The organism is Pseudomonas donghuensis (assembly GCF_000696345.2).
Classification (GTDB): domain Bacteria; phylum Pseudomonadota; class Gammaproteobacteria; order Pseudomonadales; family Pseudomonadaceae; genus Aquipseudomonas; species Aquipseudomonas donghuensis.
The window spans coordinates 4432501-4448219 of the sequence record NZ_CP071706.1 but is presented as its reverse complement, the minus strand read 5'-3'; the positions used below and the strand labels follow the sequence as shown (position 1 = coordinate 4448219).

Annotated in this window: 15 protein-coding genes (1 of these 15 running past the window's edge); 8 read left to right on the top strand and 7 right to left on the bottom strand. The window is 62.0% G+C overall.

Annotation, left to right across the window (positions count from 1 at the left end; all coding sequences use genetic code 11):
• The first annotated feature begins 68 nt into the window (after positions 1-68).
• The 4 genes from ccoM to BV82_RS20685 all read left to right on the top strand — a co-directional run bounded on the left by ccoM (position 69) and on the right by BV82_RS20685 (position 3429).
• A complete protein-coding gene (gene ccoM / locus BV82_RS26545; RefSeq protein WP_010221102.1) occupies positions 69-185 on the top strand; it encodes a cytochrome c oxidase subunit CcoM in 117 nt (38 codons plus the stop codon).
• A 181-nt stretch (positions 186-366) separates the two neighbouring features.
• Complete coding sequence (locus tag BV82_RS20695) at positions 367-2355, top strand: FUSC family protein (RefSeq protein ID WP_036996624.1); 1989 nt, start codon at positions 367-369, stop codon at positions 2353-2355.
• Positions 2342-2548 (top strand): DUF1656 domain-containing protein, encoded by a 207-nt coding sequence (locus BV82_RS20690; protein WP_010221104.1) that lies wholly within the window; start codon positions 2342-2344, stop codon positions 2546-2548. Before BV82_RS20695 ends, BV82_RS20690 begins: the two co-directional genes overlap by 14 nt.
• A gap of 11 nt (positions 2549-2559) precedes the next feature.
• Complete coding sequence (locus tag BV82_RS20685) at positions 2560-3429, top strand: efflux RND transporter periplasmic adaptor subunit (RefSeq protein WP_010221105.1); 870 nt, start codon at positions 2560-2562, stop codon at positions 3427-3429.
• Between the two features lie 4 nt (positions 3430-3433).
• Here the strand turns inward: BV82_RS20685 and BV82_RS20680 are convergent, their stop codons facing one another.
• On the bottom strand, positions 3434-4192 hold the full coding sequence (locus BV82_RS20680) for an SDR family NAD(P)-dependent oxidoreductase (protein ID WP_010221106.1): 759 nt from the start codon (positions 4190-4192) through the stop codon (positions 3434-3436).
• 125 nt (positions 4193-4317) lie between these two features.
• Between BV82_RS20680 and BV82_RS20675 the strand changes: the two genes are divergently transcribed.
• Positions 4318-5235 (top strand): LysR family transcriptional regulator, encoded by a 918-nt coding sequence (locus BV82_RS20675; protein WP_036996623.1) that lies wholly within the window; start codon positions 4318-4320, stop codon positions 5233-5235.
• On the opposite strand, the gene BV82_RS20670 is transcribed toward BV82_RS20675, so the two are convergent.
• Positions 5174-6388, bottom strand: coding sequence for a GAF domain-containing sensor histidine kinase (locus BV82_RS20670; RefSeq protein WP_036996622.1), 1215 nt, complete (start codon positions 6386-6388; stop codon positions 5174-5176). The two genes, BV82_RS20675 and BV82_RS20670, sit on opposite strands and share 62 nt — an antisense overlap.
• A 187-nt stretch (positions 6389-6575) precedes the next feature.
• Between BV82_RS20670 and BV82_RS20665 the strand changes: the two genes are divergently transcribed.
• The gene (locus tag BV82_RS20665) at positions 6576-6899 is read left to right on the top strand and encodes a DUF2025 family protein (RefSeq protein WP_010221109.1); all 324 of its coding nucleotides are present in this window, start codon (positions 6576-6578) and stop codon (positions 6897-6899) included.
• Positions 6900-6996: 97 nt separating this feature from the next.
• On the opposite strand, the gene BV82_RS20660 is transcribed toward BV82_RS20665, so the two are convergent.
• Complete coding sequence (locus BV82_RS20660; protein ID WP_036996620.1) at positions 6997-8439, bottom strand: amidase; 1443 nt, start codon at positions 8437-8439, stop codon at positions 6997-6999.
• A gap of 105 nt (positions 8440-8544) precedes the next feature.
• On the opposite strand from BV82_RS20660, the gene BV82_RS20655 reads away from it, so the two are divergent.
• On the top strand, positions 8545-9126 hold the full coding sequence (locus tag BV82_RS20655; RefSeq protein ID WP_010220522.1) for a TetR/AcrR family transcriptional regulator: 582 nt from the start codon (positions 8545-8547) through the stop codon (positions 9124-9126).
• Here the strand turns inward: BV82_RS20655 and BV82_RS20650 are convergent.
• Both BV82_RS20650 and BV82_RS20645 read right to left on the bottom strand, forming a co-directional pair.
• On the bottom strand, positions 9123-11705 hold the full coding sequence (locus tag BV82_RS20650; RefSeq protein WP_036996619.1) for a bifunctional diguanylate cyclase/phosphodiesterase: 2583 nt from the start codon (positions 11703-11705) through the stop codon (positions 9123-9125). The two genes, BV82_RS20655 and BV82_RS20650, sit on opposite strands and share 4 nt — an antisense overlap.
• Before the next feature lie 57 nt (positions 11706-11762).
• Positions 11763-12836, bottom strand: a complete 1074-nt coding sequence (locus tag BV82_RS20645; protein ID WP_026001161.1) for a diguanylate cyclase — start codon at positions 12834-12836, stop codon at positions 11763-11765.
• Positions 12837-12965: 129 nt separating this feature from the next.
• Between BV82_RS20645 and BV82_RS20640 the strand changes: the two genes are divergently transcribed.
• Entirely contained in the window at positions 12966-14066 is a 1101-nt protein-coding gene (locus BV82_RS20640; RefSeq protein ID WP_036996803.1) for an MBL fold metallo-hydrolase, read from the top strand.
• Here the strand turns inward: BV82_RS20640 and BV82_RS20635 are convergent.
• Together BV82_RS20635 and BV82_RS20630 are read right to left on the bottom strand one after the other, a co-directional pair.
• Positions 14063-14956 carry a formate/nitrite transporter family protein gene (locus BV82_RS20635; protein WP_036996617.1) on the bottom strand — a complete coding sequence of 298 codons (894 nt, stop codon included), beginning with the start codon at positions 14954-14956 and terminating at the stop codon, positions 14063-14065. The two genes, BV82_RS20640 and BV82_RS20635, sit on opposite strands and share 4 nt — an antisense overlap.
• Before the next feature lie 51 nt (positions 14957-15007).
• Positions 15008-15719, bottom strand: the 3' portion of a protein-coding gene (locus BV82_RS20630; RefSeq protein ID WP_036996616.1) for an aminoglycoside phosphotransferase family protein. It continues 95 nt past the right edge of the window; 712 of the gene's 807 nt are visible here — the last part of the coding sequence; its start codon lies off the right edge, out of view; its stop codon occupies positions 15008-15010.

Genomic DNA, 15719 nt, shown 5'->3' with positions numbered 1-15719 from the left:
AATTTCCTTCCCCGAGCCATTCGTTACCTTAGAGCCCATCGGACAGGTGCAGGCAAATGGAGGCCGACATGTTCTTCGATAATGTGGTTATCGCTGGAGTGATTACAGTCGGTCTGATGCTGATGTTCTTCGTCGGATTCGGAATTTTCATCTGGAAAGATTCGAACAAGCGCAAAGAGCGCTGATCCTTTCCAGTCACGGGCACGCAAGGCATTTAGGGCGACTTCGGTCGCCCCTTTTTTTTGCCTGTGAAAAAACCTTTAATCAAGCACTGGACTATTAATAGTTAGCTAGCTAATAATTGAGCCCTGAACTTCTCGCTTCATCCTGACTATCTTTACAACACCGTCGTTCAAGGTGCGTCCCGTGCCCATCACGTTGCAGGCCCTGCTGGCGCCAAACACATCCGCTGTGCAATTTGCCCTCAAGACGCTGCTTGGCGGTGGCTTGGCCTTGTGGCTGGCGCTGCGCTGGGGGCTTGAGCAGCCGTCCTGGGCATTGATGACGGCATTCATCGTTGCCCAGCCATTGTCGGGCATGGTGGTGCAGAAGGGCCTGGCGCGGCTGCTGGGCACGCTGGTCGGGACCGTCATGTCGGTGTTGTTCATCGGCGCCTTCGCCCAGACCCCATGGTTGTTTTTGCTGGCCCTGGCCTTGTGGCTGGCGCTGTGTACCGCCTGTTCGACCTTGCTGCGCAGTGCCTGGGCCTATTCGTTCGTGCTTGCCGGTTACACGGTGGCGATCATTGCCTTGCCGGCAATCAACCATCCGCTGCTGGTGTTCGACCAGGCGGTGGCGCGTTGTACCGAAATCTGTCTGGGGATTGTCTGCGCGACGGCCACCAGCGCCTTGCTCTGGCCCATGCGTGTCGAGCAACAATTGAGCGGGCAGGCGCGCCAGGCCTGGCAAAGCGGGCTACAGGCCGCCAGTGCCGCCTTGAGTGGCGAAGAACAGGGGCGCAAGGGGCTGCTGGAGATTCTTGGGCGCATCGTCGCCGTTGACTCCCAGCGCGAGCATGCCTGGTTTGAAGGCAGCCTCGGCCGCCAGCGCGCTCGGGCGATTCGCGGGCTGAGCCAGAAGCTGCTGGTGCTGTTGCGTATTTCCCGCTCGGTGCGTCGGCAATGGCGGCAACTCGATGAGCAACAGGCGCAGCACATGGCCCCTTGGCTTGAGGAGGTCCAGGCGCTGTTGGCCCATCCCGATCAGGCCAGCCTGTTGCTGCTGCGCCAGCGCGTTTGGGATGCAGCCCACGATGAGCGCATCAGCTCGGCCGAACACTACTGCCTGGCGCGCCTGACCTTGCTGCTGGATAACGCCATGGCCGCGACCCAGGCTTTGCGCGGGGTGGAGGAGGGCAAACCGGCCGCCGATGTGCCCGACGCCCTGGCTGCCCATCGCGATGTGTCGCTGGCCCTGCTGTTCGGCTCGCGCAGCGCCTTGGCATTTTTGGCCATGGCCAGCTTCTGGCTGGCCACTGCCTGGCAGGCGGCTCCCGGTGGGTTGGTGCTGACCTGCGTGGTCTGTAGCTTATTCGCCAGCCGCGAGAACGGCGCGCAGATCGGCATGAGCTTTTTGCGCGGGATCCTGCTGGCGATACCGGTGGCGTTTGTGGTCGGGCAAATCTTGCTGCCGGAGCTCAGCAGTTTTGCCATGCTCTGCCTGGCCATGGGCGTGCCGCTGTTCTTTGGCGCCTTGGGCATGGCCAACCCGAAGATCGGCGCCACCGCGACTTCTTATTGCCTGCATTTTATCGTGCTGGTAGCGCCGCTGAATGTCATGAGCTTCGATGTCGCCAACTTCTTCAATAGCGCCCAGGCCATGCTGATGGGCGTCGGCGCCGCAGTGCTGGCGTTCAAGTTGCTGGTGCTGCGCAACCCGGCCTGGCATGGCAAGCGCCTGCGCGCCGCCACTCAGAGCGACCTGGTGCGCCTGACCCGCCGTGAGCTGCGGGGCGCCGACAGCTGGTTCGGCGGGCGCATGGCCGATCGCTTGCTGCAACTGGCCCGGCATTACAGTGCCTTGCCCGAACATGAGCGCGGGCGCTGGGATGATGGCCTGCACGGCCTGGATATCGGTGACGAACTGCTGCACCTGCGCATGTGCCTGGCGGTTGCCCAAGCGCCGGTGGTCACGGCCGAGCGCCAGTACCTGCAGCAACTTGAAGCGGTATTGGCCAGCGGCCCGGCCCCGGGGCGCGGCCAGTGCCTGGACGCGGCTAGCGAGCAGTTCATCGAGGCGCTGCAACATGTTCCAGGCAGTGACCCGCTGCGCCTGGCCATTGGCGCCGTGCTGCAATTGCAGAAGAGCTGGGGCAAGTGGTGCCGTCGGCAGGAGGAAATCCATGGGCTTGCGTGAATGGGCGCTGGGCGGTGTGCTGCTCAGCCCGTTTCTGGTTTATGTGTTGTTGGCCTTGCTGCTGACCGGCGTGGTGCGCCTGCTGTTGCGTTACACGCCGTTGGGGCGTTGGGTCTGGCATGAGGCGTTGTTCGACTGCGCGCTGTTCGTTTGTATTCTGACCTTGGTGACCCACGTGCTGGGGCCGTTATAAGGAGTGTGACCATGCGTGCTGCTGTACGTATCGCAGTAACCCTGTGCCTGGTGGCGGTGGCCATATTTGCCGGCTGGAAGCTCTGGCAGTACTACATGCTCACGCCCTGGACCCGTGATGCGAAGATTCGTGCCGACGTGGTGATCATCGCCCCGGACGTGTCCGGCTGGGTGCGTGAGCTGAAAGTGCATGACAACCAGCAGGTCAAAGCTGGCGAGCTGCTCATGTCGATCGATCGCGACCGCTTCGAAGCCGCCCTGGACAAGGCCAACGCCGTGGCCGAAACCCGCCAGCAGCAACTGCGTCTGCGTGAACACGAAGCGTCGCGCCGTGCCGCCCTGGGGCCCCAGGCGATCAGCGCCGAACTGCGCGAGAACGCCCAGATCAATGCTGCCGTTGCCCGTGGCGAACTGCGCGAGGCGCAAGCCGAGGTCAAGGTCGCGGCCATCAACCTGGCGCGCAGCCAGGTCAAGGCGCCGCGTAGCGGGCACATCACCAACCTGCGCCTGGCCGAAGGCAACTACGTCAATGCCGGGCAATCGGTGATGGCCTTGGTGGATGACTCGACCTTTTACGTACAAGCCTATTTTGAAGAGACCAAGCTGCCGCGCATTCATGTCGGCGACCCGGTCAAGGTCTGGCTGATGAGCGCTGGCGAGCCGATGCAAGGGCATGTCGAAAGCATCAGCCGCGGCATTACCGACCGCAACGCCAACCCTGACAGCCAGTTGCTCGCCGAAGTTGAACCGACGTTCAACTGGGTGCGCCTGGCCCAGCGCATTCCGGTGCGGATCAAGCTCGATCAGGTGCCGGATGGGGTCAACCTGAGCGCCGGTATGACCGCCAGCGTGCAGGTGCGCGAGGACCAAGTGCAGCATTGAGCGCTTACAGGAACATCCCGCCCGACACTTCCAGGCGCTGACCGGTAATCCAGCCGCCGCCATCGCCCAGCAACAGGGCAACTGCGGCGCCGATATCGTCCGGCAGGCCGACTCGCCCCAGGGCGGTGTTGCCGGCGATGAAGTCATTGACCTCATTGTTATCGCGCACCACGCCACCGCCGAAGTCGGTTTCGATCGCGCCCGGCGCAAGTATGTTGACGCGAATGCCGCGGGCGCCGAGTTCCTTGGCCTGATAGCGGGTCAGCACTTCCATGGCGCCTTTCATCGCGGCATAAGCGGCATAGCCGGGCAGGGCAAAGCGGGTCAGGCCGGTGGAGATGTTGACGATCCGGCCCTGGTCGGCAATCAGCGGCAGCAGGCGCTGGGTCAGGAAGAACGGGCCCTTGAGCTGGATATTGAACAGCTGCTCGAACTGCGCTTCGCTGGTTTCACTGAACGGCGCGTTGATACCGATGCCGGCGTTGTTTACCAGAAAGTCCAAGTGCTGGCGGCCGAATACCTTGTGCAGGGTTTCGCTCAACTGCTGGGCAAAAGCCTCGAAACTGGCGCTGTTACCCACGTCCAGTTGCAACATGGCCGCACGCACGCCGCTGGCCTCGAGGGTTTTAACCAGTGCCTGGGCCTCATCAGCCTTGCTGTTGTAGGTACCGATGATGTCGATGCCCTGGGCGGCCAGGTGCAGGGCGGTATTCTTGCCCAGGCCGCGGCTGGCGCCGGTGATCAGTGCGAGTTTGCGGGTCATGGTGTGGTCCTCGTGGTCGAGCCGGTGGCTGAAGTTGGGAGGAGTTTATTGGTCGGTTACTGGCTGATAAATCCATGGAAATCGGAAATACTGATCGGGTAGTCCGAACAGTTGAGCGTTCATCCATGAACAAGCTGGAACTGCTGCGCACCTTTGTACGGGTCAGCGAATTGTCGAGTTTCACCCACGCCGCCGAGAGCCTGGGGCTACCGCGTTCGTCTGTTTCCGAACAGGTTCAGGCCCTGGAAGCGCTGCTCGGCGCGCGCCTGTTCAATCGCACCACGCGGCGGGTGCAGGCCACCCAGGATGGCCTGCACCTGTACGAGCGTAGCAAAGACCTGTTGGCGCGAATGGATGAGCTCGAAGGGCTGTTTCGCACCGATGCGGCAACGCTCAGTGGCCGTTTGCGCATCGATTTTCCGACCTTGGTGGCGCGGCGCATCATTCTGCCGAACTTGCCGCAGTTCATGGACCGCCACCCTGGCCTGACGCTGGAGATCAGCTGCACCGATCGTCAGGTCGACCTGCTACGTGAAGGTTTTGATTGCGTGCTACGCATCGGCACGCTGAGTGACCTGAACCTGGTCGCCCGGCCCCTGGGCAGCCTGCGCATGCTCAATTGCGCCAGCCCCGCGTACCTGGCTCGTTTTGGTACACCGACCAGCCTTGCGGATTTATCCAACCATCGGTTGATTCACTATGTGCAGCATCTGGGGGCGCGCAGCCCGGGCTTTGAGTATGAACAGGACGGCGCGACGCTGTACCAGGCCATGCCCGGGGGCATTACGGTCAACAGCACCGAAGCCTATGAAAGTGCCTGCCTGGCCGGGCTTGGCCTGATTCAGGCGCCGGCTGCCGGGCTGCGCGAATTCCTGGATCGCGGCGAACTGGTGCCGGTACTGCAGGCATTCAATGCGCCACCGATGCCGGTGTCATTGCTCTACGCCGGGCAATTGCACCTGCCACAACGGGTGCGGGTATTTATGGAGTGGCTGGCGCAACTGCTTCAGGCTCAACTCGATCCAGTGGCAGGCGGAAGGTAAACAGCGTTCCGGCTTCGGCGCTCGACACCACTTCCATGCGCCCGCCGTGGGCCAGGGCAATCTGGTTGGCAATGTACAGGCCCAGGCCAAGACCGGGTTGCGGTGCATCGTCACGTGGTCGTGAAAAGGGCTGGAACAGTTGCGCCATCACCTGCGGGGCAATCGGTTCGCCCTGATTGTGCACACCGAGGACGAACACCCGATCGCGGATGTCCGCCATGACATTCACGGGGCTGTCGGCAGCGCCATGGGTCAGGGCATTGGCAATCAGGTTGGACAGCAACTGGGTGACCCGCTCGCGGTCGCAGTGCATGTTGCCGAGGTTGCCGATGTTCAGGTGTATCAAGCGCTCCGGGTGCACCCGTTGCAGCTCCGAAGCCACGTGGCTGAGGGCTTCGGCCAGGTCCGGGCAGGGCTGGACGTTGATCATGATGCCGTTGCCCAAGCGCCCGCGGGCAAAATCCAGGACATCGCGCACCAACTGGTTGGCGCGTCGTCCGCAGGTCAGGATGTGCTGGGCGATGGCGCGGCTTTTTTCATCCTGCAGGCGCTGGCTGAGCAGTTCGGCGCCTGCGGTAATGGCGAACAGTGGATTGCGCAGGTCGTGGCCGAGCACGGCGATGAACTGTTCACGCAGTTCGGCGATGGCGCGCTCTTCTTCCAGGGCCTGTTCGGTTTGCTGGACGTTCTCTTCGCTTTCGATCTGGATCGACAACAGGCGGGCGAAGGACTCCATCATTGGCTGGATGGCACTGCCCTTGAGCTCGGCGGGCAGAGGGTCAAGGGCGCAGATGGTGCCGAAGAAGCTGCCGTCGGTGCGAAACACCGGCACGGAAATGTAGCTCTCGAACTTGTAGATGCGCGGGGTGTGGTGGTTACAGTACTGCTCGTCTTCGCTGGCCTTGTCGATCACGATGGTCTGGTGGCTGGCGCGGATCTCGTGGCACAGGGTGGTGATCAGCTCCAGTTCGCCGCCGACTTTCAGGCCAAAGCCCAGTGAGTCGAGCACGGCGCAAGCCGTCCAGCTGCTGTCGGTAACCCGGGCGACCGCCGCGAAGCGCATGCCGGTGGTCTCGCAGATAACCTGCAGGATGGCAGGTACTGCATTGATACGGCTGATCGTGGCGATATCTGAAGTGACGGCGGTGCTCATGAATCATCCACGTTCGCTGACTACTGGAGGGCGTTGAGTAGGTTAAGTCTAGCGAGCAACAGCTGCTTCGGTGAAAAAATCCTTTACCGGATGCGATGAATTTCCATTAACCTTGACCTCGAGTTGCCCGCCAGAGCGCAACCCCTTTCGCCCAGCGTGCCAATCCCCTTTTCAAGTGAGGTTTGACATGCACATCACATCCCAGGACATCTGCGCCGCCGCCGACCAGCTCAAGGGCTTTGTCGGTTTTCACCGCAAGCTTGGCAAGCATATCGTGCGTTTCAGCGAAGACTCGTTCGGCATGGACGTGGCTGACGACAGCATCACCCCCAGCAGCGAGTTTGTCTGGCAGGCCGGTGACGGCGAGATCATGACCTTGAGCCGTGCCTTGATCGAGGTTCTGCTGGCGCAGAATGTCGATGAGCGGCTCAATGTTACCGAGCCGCTGCGAATTTACCTGCGCCGCAAGGATTTGCCGGAGATTGCCGCACAGCGGCGGTTGCGGGCCTGAGGCGAGACCGCACTGGGCGCATCGCTGGCAAGCCCGCTCCCACAGGGGGTGGTGCACGCCGATCTACACTGGGAGTCGGCCTTGCCGGCGATGCTTTTCAAGCTGACGCTGCCCAGACTGGCGGGATCCGCCCGCTCCAGGGCAGCGTCTGTTCCAACTGCCCGGCCAGGCTCAGCAGCAGACGCTCACCCGCTGCACCCGCGGTAAACTGCATACCGAGCGGTAAGCCGCTAGCCGCATCCTGGTACAACGGCACCGACATCGATGGCGTACCGCAAATGTTCGCCAGGGCAGTGAAGGGGGAGTGATTGAATACCCGGTGCATCCAGCCCAGCCCATCGACCTGTTCTTGACCTGCGTTGTAGTCGCCGATGACCGGCGGCAGCTCGCTCAGGGTCGGGCTCAGCAACAGGTCAAAGCGTTGGAAGAACCCGCCCAGTTTCCGACTGACCAGGTTGCGCTGATCCATCGCCGCGAGCAGCTCGGTAGCCGACAGTGCTTTGCCATAACGGTGCAGCGCCAGGGTTGCCGGCTCCAGCCATTGAGCGTTGAGCGGGCGGCAAGTCTCGGCACTCAGGGCATCAAGCCAGGCTGCGGTGTTGCTGCCCCAGAAGCGCGCGTTCATCTCGACGAAAGCCTCCCACGACAGACCGATATCCAGGTCTACCTGCTGGCAGTGGTGACCAAGACTCTCCAGGGTTCGGACCAATCCCTGAAGCGCCTCGACCATCAGCGGATTGCTGCGCCGGCCATTGAGCGGATGCCACTGCACGGCAATTTTCAAGGTGCCAGGTGCTTGCTTCAGCGCGCTCAGGTAACTGCCTTGTGCAGGGGCCAGCGGGTACGGATCGCCCGCTTGCGCCCCGGCCATGCAATCGAGCAGCAGGGCGCTGTCGCGCACCGTACGGCTGAGCACACCCTGAACCGCAAGGCCGTTCCAGGCTTCGTCCATGAATGGCCCCATGGAAATCAGCCCGCGCCCGGGCTTGAGCCCGAACAAGCCACAGGCCGCCGCTGGTACCCGGATCGAGCCGCCGCCATCGGTGGCATGGGCAACCGGTACCATGGCGCTGGCCACCGCGGCCGCCGAGCCACCGCTGGAGCCACCGGCGCTGCGGTTCAGGTCCCAAGGGTTGCGGGTCGGGCCGCACAGGCGCGATTCGGTGGTGGTGCTGATGGCCAGTTCCGGCGTGGTGGTACGCCCCAGGGTGAGCAGTCCGGCGCGGCGAAAACGCTGCATCAGGAACGAGTCGGCCGTGCTGGCGGTGCCTTGCGCCAGGCGACTGCCGAACTCGTGGGCGCGGCCCTGCATGCTGATGGCCAGGTCCTTGATCAGAAATGGCACGCCGTACAACGGTCCTTCGGCGCAGGCGGGCAGCGGTTCGTCGTGCCAGTGTTCGGCCAGGGCATTGACCTTTGGCTCCACGCTGGCGATAGCCTGCTGCGCCGCTGCCAGCACTTCATCGGCACTGACTTGTCCTTGAGCAATAAGCTCGGCCAGGCCGATGGCATCGAATTGCACATATTCACTCACCTTCATGGCGCACTCCCGTGACAATTGACGATAAAATACCGATGGGTATCGAAAGATACTCATGAGTATAGAGTGATACTTGTTAGTATCGTCGTCAACTGGAGTGAGCCCATGCGTTCGCAACGAATCGCCCGTCTGCCCCCGCGCGAGCGGGTCCTGGATGCTGCCCACGAGCTGTTTTTCAACGAGGGCATCACTCGCGTCACTGTCGATGCCATTGCCGCGAAGGCCGAAACCACCAAGATGACCGTGTACCGGCACTTCGAGTCCAAGGATGTGTTGGTACTGGAGTGGTTGCGTCTGATGATGGCCGAGTACGACGAAGTCTGGGGGCGTTTGGCCGAGCAGTTCAGCGCTCAGCCCGCGCGACAGATCCTCGGTTTTGCCGAGTTTCTGGTACAGGAGCCGGTGCTTTCTTCGCACCGTGGTTGCGCCTATACCAATACACTGGCAGAGCTACCGGTGTGCGACAGCCCGGCGCGCGAGCTGATCGAGGCGCACAAGCGTCGTCAGGCGGCCCGTCTGGTGCGCTTATGTGAAGCGTCGGGGATCGCCGAGCCTGAGCAGGCAGCGTTCGAACTGACGCTGCTGCTCGAAGGCGTGCAGATCGTGGCGCAGAACAAAGGTTTTGACGAGGTCGGCCCGAACCTGCTCAAGCTGGTACGCGCCCGGCTTGGTTTACCTGCGGCCTAGGAGACGTCGGCGCGGCTGTTCTCACCGGCTTGCAGCAGTGCTTCGAAGGCCAGCTTGTCGATCGGCTTGCTCAAGTAATAGCCCTGCACCTCATGGCATTGCTCCTTGCCCAGGGCCTTGAGTTGCTGCTCGGTTTCCACCCCTTCGGCGGTGACGGTCAGGCCCATGGCCTTGCCCAGGTTGATGATCGCCTGAACCACGGCGCGGTCGTTGCCGTCGCTGCTGAGCCCGGCGATGAAGCGCTTGTCGATCTTGATGCTGTCGAATGGGTAGGTGCGCAGGTAGCCCAGTGACGAGTAACCGGTGCCGAAATCATCCATGTTCAGGCGCACGCCCAGCTCCTTGAGCGCATTCATGGTGCTCAACGCGCCTTCGATATCGTTGAGCATGACGTTTTCGGTGATCTCCAGCTCCAGGCGCTGGCCCGGGAATCCGGTCGCGACCAGGATCTCATGAACATCCTTGACCACGTCGCTGCGCGAAAACTGTGCGGGCGACAGGTTGACCGACACCAGCAGGCCCTCCGGCCAGTGGCGGGCGGTCTCGCAGGCTTCGCGCAATACCCAGCGGCCCAGGGGCACGATCAGGTCGGTCTGTTCGGCCAGGGGAATAAAGGTGTCCGGGCCCAGCAGGCCTTCGACCGGATGCTGCCAGCGCACCAGCGCCTCGACCGACACGATCTCAAGGGTTTCCAGGCGGTAGCGTGGCTGGTAGTGAAGGATAAACTCACCGTTCTTCAGTGCCTTGCGCAAGTCGTTTTCCAGTTGGCGGCGGTACTGGATCTGCTTGTTCATTTCTGGCGAGAAGTAGCGCCAGGTGTTCTTGCCTTCTGCCTTGGCCTGATACAGGGCGATATCGGCGCAGCGGATCAGCTCGCCGGCATCGAAGCCCTGCAGGCGCGTCTGCGCCACGCCCAGGCTGGCGCCGATGTGCAGGGCCTGTTCTTCGTAGTGGATCGGCTGGTGCAGGCTGTCGATCAAGCGTGCACAGAAGCGATCGATCTCGTTGCGGCTGTCCATGCCGTTCATTACCAGCACGAATTCATCACCACCCAGGCGCGCCACCAGGTCGCCGTCGCGGGTCGATTCGCGCAGGCGGGCAGCGACTTCCAGCAGCACGGCGTCGCCGGCGGGATGGCCAAGGGAGTCGTTGATCGGCTTGAAGCTGTCCAGGTCAAGCAACAACAGGGTCAGCGGTGTAGCGTCCGGGCCCTTGAGCAAGGCCTGGTCGAGAAAACGCGAGAGCTTGTTGCGATTGGCCAGGCCCGTCAGCGCATCATGCATCGACAGGTGCTGGATGCGCGCGTGGGCAGCGACTTCATCGGTAATGTCGCTGGCGGTGCCTCGATAGCCGGCCAGTTTGCCGTCAAACACAATCGAGCGGGCTGAAACCCGGCAAAACCGTACCTGGCCACTCTGGTCGCGATAGGCGCAGCGCAGGTTGGCAACTTGCTGCGAGTCGGTATCGGCCTGGTTGTCGAGCCACTGTATCAGCGGCGTGGTCTCGCAACTGAGCAGTTGGTTGAGCGGTTGGCCGAGCCAGTCCTCGCTCTGAAAGCCCGTCACGGTGACGAAGCGCTGGGACAGGTAGCTCAGGCGATGATGACGGTCGGTTTCCCAGATCCAGTCCGATGCGGCCTCGGCCACTGCGCGAAAGCGCTGCTCGCTGGCTTCCAGCGCCTGGTTAGTAGCCTGCAGGTTGCGCAGGTTGGCGTCGATTTCCTGTGATGTGCGCAAGGCGTAGCGGAAGAAGTAGACCATCAGCAAACCCAGTACCAGCATGGCGCCGAGCAACGGCGGCAGCACGGCCCAGAGCAATTGTTCGCCGGGGCGCGGGGTGATCCAGTCAAGCCGGTAGCCGGTATCGCCAAGCTTCAGGCTGGGTTGATCCGCCAGCGGCGCGTCGGCTTTTTCGATGTGCATGCCGCTCAGGCCGACGCCGCTGCCCAGGCGGGTGAGTTTTTCCGGCGTCAGTTGATCAACGAAGAGCATCACCGAGGTGGTTTGCGGGTCGATGCCCAGCACTTCGTCATCGGGCCGAATGGCCGCAGCCACCAGTACTGCGGGCCAGCCGTTGAACAGCACGTGTTCGGTAATCTGCTGGCGTTCGGCAGCGACGCTGCGCGCCTTGGCGAGGATCGGGCCTAGTGGGCTTTCTATATAGGTATCGGCCGGGGCCTTGCTTAGCTGGCCCTTGAACAGGGCGTACTTGGTCGTCTGGTCATCGATGACGAACACCCCCTCGTAGCCGCTGGCGGTGTACAGCGAGTCGCCAACGTTTTTCTCTTCATACGCCCAGTGCAGGTCGGCGCTGCCATTGAGGTGATCATAAGCGGCGTTCCATACCGCGTAACTGGAAAGAAACTGCCGGGATGACTCCAGCCGCTGCTCCAGGGCCTTATGGGCGTAGAAGCTGCTTTTTTCCCGCTCGTTGGTGTTGAGCGTGGCAGCGATATTGAACAGTGCCCCCAAGGCAATCAGACAGGCAAGTGCGAACAACGCCGCGATGGCGGCAATGAGTTTGCGTGTTTGCAAGCTGGGGCGTTGGCTGGCTGGCAGAGCATCGGCAATCCTGTCCATACTCGGGCTGGTCCTTGTTGAGCTGCATCCCTGCGGCCTGGCCGCGCGGACGAACGTTCACTCAGGATAGGCCAGCTTCAGCGCAGTGAGGTCCGAATCGGCGAAATTGACCTGATTACGGCCACCTTTCTTGGCGCAATACAGGGCTTTGTCCGCTTCATTGAGCCAGGCTTCCGGGTCGGGCAGGGCGTCGCTGCAACTGGCCAGGCCGATACTCAGGCTGATGTGTAGCTCCGGTAGCTGTGGGTTGCGGTAGCTGCCGACCCGTTCGCGCAGGCGTTCCATGGCCTGCCTGGCGTCTTCCAGGCGGGTATCCGGAAGAATGACGCAAAATTCGTCGCCCCCGTAGCGTCCGGCCAGGTCATCATCGCGCAGGGTGCGCTTGAGCTCATTGCTCAACTGGTGCAGGACGCAATCGCCGACGACATGGCCGTAGGTATCGTTGATGGTTTTGAAGTGGTCGATGTCGATGATTGCGATCACCGCTTCGCGGCCTTGCTGCTGGCAGATCTGGAACTTGAGCTGCAGCAGGTCTTTCCATGAGCCATGATTGAGCAGGCCGGTCAGGCTGTCGGTGCGGCTCAGGGCGCTTAGCCTGCGCTTGTGTTCAGACAGCTTCATCGCCAGGCGATAACAGACCCAGCCGACCGCCATGGGGTAGAGCGTCAGCATCGGCAGGCACGCATAGACTTGCAGGGTGGTTGCGTGCAGTTGTAGCCCGGGGCCGAACAGGGCGATCGACAACAGCATGCCCAGGCCCTGGATCAGCAGGCCCCTGAAGAACAGACGCTGGCCGCCTGCAGCGAAGTTGTTCATGGCCATCATCGCCAGGATCGTCACGCTGGGCAGCGGGTTGAACTGCAGGGTGGCGGTCCAGAACCCGCCCATCAGCGAGTCCAGTTGCAGGTTGCGGTACTCGGCGTGGTACGGGACGTTGGCGCGCAGGGCGATTTGATAGGCCAGGTGCGGCCAGACCAGGCCGTTGAACAGCAGCAGGGTCCAGGCCCATGAGGGCACAGGCAGGCTTGAAATCCCGGCCATTACGCTGAGCATGCCGATCCCCAGGCCGATGATGCGCGGCAGGTAAATCCGCTTTACAAATGAAAGTCCCTTGCCGCTTTTCTTTTCCATCATGGATGCTGGTCTATTCCGGGGCGCCGTTTATCGCATAAATGCTGTCAATATTGTTGAACAATCGCAGGCTATTGAAAAATGGCCTTACAAGCCATTTCACGGTTGATGCAATCACTGTGGGGTACCATGAAACTGATCTTCATCCTTGGAGTGTTTCTGCTCATGGCCCCGCTGACTCCCCAGGCCGGTGAACCGGCGCAACGCCAGGATGGGCGCTATCGCAACCAGGTGCAGTTGCCCCAGGACGGGGTGATGAAAAAACTGCGCATCGGCCTTAAATACCTGCTCCTGAAAAAGCCCGCCGATACCCGGCCCAGTGTCAGCATTGCCGTGCAGCCCCTGAGCCGCCAGCAGCTGCTTGAAGCACCGGATCATAGCGTCTGGCGCTTGGGGCATTCCACGGTACTGTTGAAACTGAGCGAGCGCTTCTTCATCACCGACCCGGTGTTCGCCGAGCGCGCCTCGCCAGTGCAATGGGCCGGCCCCCGGCGTTTTCACCCGCCACCACTGAAGCTCGACCAATTACCGCCGTTAACCGCGGTGATTCTCTCCCACGACCACTTCGATCACCTCGACGAGCAGGCCATACGTCAACTGGCCAACAGTGCCGAATACTTCATTGCGCCTCTGGGGGTGGGCGATATTCTGATTGGCTGGGGTGTGCCGGCGAGCAAGGTCCGGCAATTGGATTGGTGGCAGGAAACCAGCGTCGAAGGCGTAAGGTTTGTCGCAACCCCGGCGCAGCATTTTTCCGGGCGCGGCCTGTTCGACAGCAACAGTACCCTGTGGGCATCCTGGGTGATGATCGATGACCAGTTGAAGGTGTTTTTCAGTGGCGATACCGGCTATTTCGACGGCTTCAAGGAGATCGGCAAGCAGTACGGCCCCTTCGACCTGACCCTGATCGAAACCGGCGCCTACAACGTCAACTGGCCCGATGTACACATGCAGCCCGAGCAAAGCCTGCAGGCGCACCTTGACCTGCGCGGGCGCTGGTTGCTGCCGATCCATAACGGTACGTTTGACCTGTCCACCCACAGTTGGCATGAACCGTTCGACCGCATCCTGGCGTTGGCCAATGCCGCACAGGTATCGCTGAGCACGCCGCAGATCGGCGAGCGGGTCAGCCTCGATCAACCGCACAGTGGTCCGGCCTGGTGGCAGTCCAAGCCACAACGGGAGCTGCGTCAGGGCGGCGAACGGGTGCTGGCGGCGCGAGAGCCCTAGGGGTTCTTGCCTGCCGACTGGTCTTTTTGCCGGTCACGCCGGGGTAGGGCAGTGGGCGGCTTGCTGCTGTCGCTACGCACCTGGGCGTGGCTGATCAGGGCGAAAATGAAGCTGCCGCCAATGATGTTGCCGATCAGGGTCGGCGCGGCGAAATCCAGCCAGAATGCCGTCCAGCTGACTTCGCCGGCCCAGACCAGGTAGGACACTTCCACCGAGCCGACGACGATATGGGTGAAATCACCCAGGGCCATCAGGTAGGTGATCATCAGGATGATCCACGCCTTGGCGCTTTCCATCGACGGGATCATCCAGACCATGGTGGCGATCATCCAGCCTGAGATGATGCCTTTGGCAAACATCTGGTTCAGGTCGTTTTCCATCACCTTGTGGCCGACGTCGAGGAAGGCGACGTCGGTCTTGCTGTCGAAGATCGGCAGGTTGAGCATCACATAGGACACCAGGATGGTGCCGGCCAGATTGCCGAGCAGTACCACCGACCATAAACGTAGCAAGCGACCGAAGTTGCGCAGGCTAGGTTCGGTCATCACCGGCAGTACTGCGGTCAGGGTGTTTTCGGTAAACAGTTGCTGGCGGGCCAGGATCACGGCAAGAAATCCGGCCGAGTAACCCAGGCTGGCGATCACCTGGCTGCTGTCGTCTTCGGGCAGGCGCGAATAGAACAGCCCCATGGCCATCAGCGACAGGCCCATGCTCAGCCCGGCGGCAAGCGCCGACCAGAACAGCGCGGCGATGGTGCGCTCCAGCTCCTGGTCACCCTGGAAACGAATGATCTCGTGCAATACCGCCGCGCGGGGTGGCTGGTTATGGCTGACTTCCTGCTCTTCGTCTGCAGACAGGCCGGGGGTTTTGCCGCTTTGCGCTTCACTCATGGCGGTGGCTCATCTATGGGGTGCCTTATCTACAGATCGATGCTGCTTCGATTAGTTGCTTGCCTCCAGCAGGTTCAGTGCCAGTTGCGCGACCTGCAGGGGCGTGCGGGCGTCTTCGTGCAAGTCATCCTCGAGAAACCAGGCCGCCGACAAACCACACCAGGCGACGATCCACTGCAGCATGTGCTGACGAGGCAGGCCGGCTGTTTCGCATACAATCTGCAAGCGCCGCTGAAAACAGTGTGGGTCGGTGGCCAGAGCGTGGGTCGGATTACAGAACAGGTTGGCGTAGTCGAAGGCGCGGTCGCCGTAGAGGTGCTTGGGGTCGATGGCCAGCCAGCCTCTGTTGCCGAAGTCGAGAACGTTGCCGTGGTGGATATCTCCATGCAGCACCCTCTGTTCGCCGGGGGAGGCGAGCAACTGGCTGGCAATGTCGGCGCAACGTCGGTACAGCCCGCCATTTTCTTCGGCGGCGGGCCACAGGCCGGAAAACCAGGGTTGTAGCTCGACCAGTGGCGGCAGCGGCTGGTCCCGTGGTGCATGCAGGCGGGCAATCGCCGCGCAAAGGATGCGCGTGGCCTCTTCGTCGCGACCGTGTTGAGCATGATCGGCCAGTGAGGCGGTCCCCTGAGCACGCTCAAGCAATACGGCGTGATCGATGTGTTCGAGCACCGCGGCGGCGCCTTGGCCATCCCACCACTGCATCAACAAGGCACCGGACTGTTCTTCGGGTTCGTGGGCGATCTTGAGCATCGCTGCCTTG

Coding starts and splice junctions, on each gene's coding strand:
- ccoM (WP_010221102.1), top strand. CDS start 69: ATGTTCTTCGATAATGTGGTTATCGCTGGAGTGATTACAGTCGGTCTG.
- BV82_RS20690 (WP_010221104.1), top strand. CDS start 2,342: ATGGGCTTGCGTGAATGGGCGCTGGGCGGTGTGCTGCTCAGCCCGTTT.
- BV82_RS20685 (WP_010221105.1), top strand. CDS start 2,560: ATGCGTGCTGCTGTACGTATCGCAGTAACCCTGTGCCTGGTGGCGGTG.
- BV82_RS20675 (WP_036996623.1), top strand. CDS start 4,318: ATGAACAAGCTGGAACTGCTGCGCACCTTTGTACGGGTCAGCGAATTG.
- BV82_RS20665 (WP_010221109.1), top strand. CDS start 6,576: ATGCACATCACATCCCAGGACATCTGCGCCGCCGCCGACCAGCTCAAG.
- BV82_RS20635 (WP_036996617.1), bottom strand. CDS start 14,956: ATGAGTGAAGCGCAAAGCGGCAAAACCCCCGGCCTGTCTGCAGACGAA.
- BV82_RS20645 (WP_026001161.1), bottom strand. CDS start 12,836: ATGGAAAAGAAAAGCGGCAAGGGACTTTCATTTGTAAAGCGGATTTAC.
- BV82_RS20640 (WP_036996803.1), top strand. CDS start 12,966: ATGAAACTGATCTTCATCCTTGGAGTGTTTCTGCTCATGGCCCCGCTG.
- BV82_RS20680 (WP_010221106.1), bottom strand. CDS start 4,192: ATGACCCGCAAACTCGCACTGATCACCGGCGCCAGCCGCGGCCTGGGC.
- BV82_RS20655 (WP_010220522.1), top strand. CDS start 8,545: ATGCGTTCGCAACGAATCGCCCGTCTGCCCCCGCGCGAGCGGGTCCTG.
- BV82_RS20670 (WP_036996622.1), bottom strand. CDS start 6,388: ATGAGCACCGCCGTCACTTCAGATATCGCCACGATCAGCCGTATCAAT.
- BV82_RS20650 (WP_036996619.1), bottom strand. CDS start 11,705: ATGGACAGGATTGCCGATGCTCTGCCAGCCAGCCAACGCCCCAGCTTG.
- BV82_RS20660 (WP_036996620.1), bottom strand. CDS start 8,439: ATGAAGGTGAGTGAATATGTGCAATTCGATGCCATCGGCCTGGCCGAG.